Annotated in this window: 3 protein-coding genes and 1 pseudogene; 2 read left to right on the top strand and 2 right to left on the bottom strand. The window is 61.3% G+C overall.

Annotated features, from left to right (window positions below):
• Window positions 1–499: 499 nt before the first annotated feature.
• Window positions 500–1762 (top strand): ABC transporter substrate-binding protein, encoded by a 1263-nt coding sequence (locus tag AC5JJ1_RS13580; RefSeq protein ID WP_495785638.1) that lies wholly within the window; start codon window positions 500–502, stop codon window positions 1760–1762.
• A gap of 6 nt (window positions 1763–1768) precedes the next feature.
• On the opposite strand, the pseudogene AC5JJ1_RS13575 reads toward AC5JJ1_RS13580, so the two are convergent.
• Window positions 1769–2567: pseudogene (locus AC5JJ1_RS13575) on the bottom strand (IS5 family transposase); the annotation flags it as partial.
• Window positions 2567–2707: a hypothetical protein gene (locus AC5JJ1_RS13570; RefSeq protein WP_495785637.1), complete on the bottom strand. Its 141-nt coding sequence runs from the start codon at window positions 2705–2707 to the stop codon at window positions 2567–2569. The pseudogene AC5JJ1_RS13575 and the gene AC5JJ1_RS13570, both read right to left, overlap by 1 nt.
• Before the next feature lie 454 nt (window positions 2708–3161).
• On the opposite strand from AC5JJ1_RS13570, the gene AC5JJ1_RS13565 reads away from it, so the two are divergent.
• Window positions 3162–3753, top strand: a 592-nt coding sequence (locus tag AC5JJ1_RS13565) for a winged helix-turn-helix domain-containing protein (protein WP_495785636.1), incomplete at its 3' end; no start/stop codon positions are given.

Here is a 3753-nt window from a genome sequence, read left to right as displayed (position 1 = left end):
AAGCTGATGGCAAGGCGCTTGGCACGCTCATAAACATCTCGGACGGGCTCTTAGAGCCGCCCGCAAATCCAGACCCGACACCTCGCTAGAGCTCGTGCTGCAGAAGATGCTGAGCGACTTTCGCTAAACCTCCATCTTCCGTTGGTTTTCGGGATACTCATCGGAATTGAAGCGATGGTGCCGGCCTCATCGATCCCTCAGCAGTGGAACTTTAAGGGTCGACGATACCTGAGTGTCGGTAAGGGCTCGGTGAATATACCTGCATCGGGCAGTTCGTTGCTCATGACGGCGCCAAAGGTCAATCGGGACGAACGGCTATTACCACCCGGCCGACATGCAGGCTGTGGGGCAGTAAGCGACCTTTGGTATGTTACGTGAGACAATGCCTTGTCCGCCGATCCGGGCGCAGTGCGGCGCCATTTCCGTCAACTCTCAAGGATCGTGTCGGCTAGGCTGCGACTGGCATCAACGAAACTGGCGGAGGAAGAGGGTCACAACAATGCTGCAGACTAGGCGAAATACGCTTGCCGGCGTCGCACTAGGTACGGGACTCGGCCTCGTGGACCGGCCCGGGGGGAGCAAGGCGCAATCCGGCAGCGGGGCGCCCACGATCCGTGTAGGTGTGCTTACCGATATGTCTGGTGCGTACCGCGATATCAGTGGACCCGGAGCGGTTACAGCGGCGCGCCAAGCCGTGAAAGACTTCGCTACCTCTGCTGGCCTCAACGTGGAAATTTTGGTTGCCGACCATCAAAACAAGGCTGATGTGGGCTTAAGCATTGCGAGGCAATGGTTCGACCGCGACGGCGTAGACGCAATCACTGATGTCAATAACAGTGCTATCGCGCTGGCCTTGAGCGCTTTAACTAGAGAAAAAAATAAAGCACACTTGAACAGTGGGGCAGCAATCTCTGACCTGACCGGCACGAAATGTAGCTCAAACACAGTACATTGGACGACAGACTCCTGGGCAAATGCTCAGTCGACTGGTGGAGCGTTAGTACGTGCTGGCACAAAGCGTTGGTATTGTATCACGGCTGACTACGCCTTTGGACATGCGCTGCAACATGACCTAACTCAAATTGTCAAAGCAGGCGGGGGCGAGGTAGTAGGCAGCACTGCCTATCCTTTTCCGCAGACAACCGATTTCTCGTCTTACCTGCTGACGGCAGCCTCCGAACGGCCGGATGCGATCGCACTCTGCAATGCCGGCACAGACATGATCAACTGCGTGAAGCAGGCGAAGGACTTTGGCATTGTAAGGCGAGGCATCCGCTTAGCGGCGCTCATCGGCCTCATCTCGGATGTGCACACACTTGGGCTCCCCGCTGCTGATGGGCTGACCTTGACCGAAAGCACCTATTGGAACCTCAATGAGCGAACACGGGCGGTAACCAGGCGGATGCTGCCGAACATGCCGAATGGGCGTTACCCGAACAGCGTGCAGTTCCAATGCTACTCCGTTGTACTGCACTATCTGAAGGCAGTCGCTGCGGTCGGCGCCGCGCAGGCGAAGGCCAGCGGCGTCGACGTTATTGAGGCAATGAAGCGCATGCCGACTGATGATGATGCGTTTGGTCCTGGCTCAGTACGCGTTGACGGACGAAAACTGCACCCAACCTATCTGTTCCAGGCCATGTCACCGGCTGAGCACCACAAGCCTTGGGACTACCTCAAGCTTGTGGCCAGCATGCCCCCGGACAAAGCGTTTCGGCCGCTTTCCGACGGGGGGTGTCCACTGGTACGGAGTCAAGCGGACTAAGAGCCAGGGACAAGACTGCCTAACCTGCCTGAGGCAGAAGATGGCGCAAGCGAGTGTGGTGAAGGCGAGATGGGCATCGGCCCGTCGCCCGTGACGGATGGCAGGGCGGCAAAACTGAGCGAGGCAAGCCAGGCTGCGTTCGACGGTCCAGCGGTGTCGGCCGAGACGCTCGCGGCTGTCGATGCTGCGCCGGGCAATGCGCGGCGCGATGCCGCGGGCGCGGCATTCCGGGCGGCAGCGGCGATGGTCGTAGGCCTGGTCGGCGTGCAATGTATCCGGGCGGCAGCGCGGCCGTCTCGGGCGGCCCCAGATACGCGGCACCGCATCCAACATTGGCGCCACCCTGCGGCTGTCGTGCCGGTTGGCCGCACGGCTGGTCGGGCCAAGCGGCATGTCCTCAGCATCGCCGACCAGCTGCCGCTTGGTGCGGGCCTCGCCGCGGTCCGCCGGGTTTGGGCCCGGTCTCCGCACCCGCCTCTGGCACGTACGGCAGCACTGTCGAGCAACGCTCGGCGCCAGTCCAGGCGATCCGCCTCGCGGAACTGCTCGAGGAGCGCACGATGCCATGCCGCCCAACCCCTAGCTGTGTGCCAGGCCACCAGCCGGCGCCAGCAGGTCTTACCGCTACATCCCATCTCGGCAGGCACGTCCCGCCACTAGATCCCATGCGCAACACGACGAGGATGCCCGTCAGCGCCCCGCGGGTCGCGGCCCGCGGCCTGCCACCCTTGGGCCGAGCAGGTTCGGGCGGCAGCAACGGCTCGATCGCCGCCCAAAAATCGTCAGGAACAAGACGGGCTGCCATCAGCCCATCACGCCGAAATCAGGGTCATGCCCCCGGTTCTCATCGGGACGCTTCGCGGTCCATGTCGCTGGCGACAAATTGGGGCTCACCAAGGGGTCGCCGACCGGCACCAGCACGTCCAACGAGATCCGGGCCAGCATCAGAGGGCTCCTCGTCCTCGCTCTTGTGTCGATGGGCAATTCGGTTCCCTTGTTGCGCGATGTCATCCCCGACCGAACTGTCATTGCCGCCTTCGGTGTCATGCAAGACATCCAACTTCAACCGGCGCTTTCATCTAACGACTGGTATAACTTTCAGCCTCTCGGCCGTTGCATTAAGAGCGGTTACGGTCACCCTAAGTCATGAACGTGACTCCAAGCCCTTTGTGCGTTTCGGTGGTTCGTCAGCATCTCCAGCGTCCCATATCGATGCCGGCAAAGACCGTCCACGCCATCATGATAGGGCATGGCCACACCTTGCCTTCGACGGGTAAGCTCTCGTTACTGGGGCAATTAGGCCAAAGCCTCTGCTGCTGCTGACATCGTAGTGCCGTGGCCTATAGGCCGTCGTGAGGTGGATCGCCGGGACTGCAAACGTGTCAGCTGGAGGGCAAACATGGACGATGCTGACACAACAAATGGTTGGGAGACCTTGTGTTTCGGCCCGTTCCGGCTGGTCGCGTCGGAGAGGCTGCTCGAGCGAGATGGGCGGCAAGTTCCGCTGGGTGGCCGCGCGTTAGATCTGCTGACTGTTCTTGTGGCGACGTCGAACCAGCCTATTGATAAGAGGGAGCTCTTGAGGCGGGTTTGGCCCGATGTCACCGTGGACGAGGGCAATCTCCGCTTCCATGTCGCAATGCTGCGCAAGGCACTCGGTGACGGGGTTGCGGGCGCAAGATACATCGAGACCCTACCGGGGCGCGGGTATTCTTTCGTTGCGCCCGTCTGGCGCGCACCGCCGTTGGCCAGCAAGTCCCCGTCCCCGCTGCACCGCCTTCCCGCTCACCTTGCACGCATGGTGGGCCGAGATGATGCCGTGCCTACGATCGCGGCGCAGCTGGCGCGCAATCGCTTTGTCACAATCGTTGGCCCTGGCGGGATGGGTAAGTCGACGCTGGCAGTCGCGGTGGGACATGCGTTGCTCGACGCATTTAAAGGGGTTCTGTTGCATCGTTTGCGGATCGAGGCGATCGCAGCCATGCTGGGAC

This window comes from Belnapia sp., assembly GCF_059504005.1.
The sequence above is the reverse complement of the archived record's forward strand: the minus strand, read 5'-3'. Positions and strand labels throughout refer to the sequence as shown.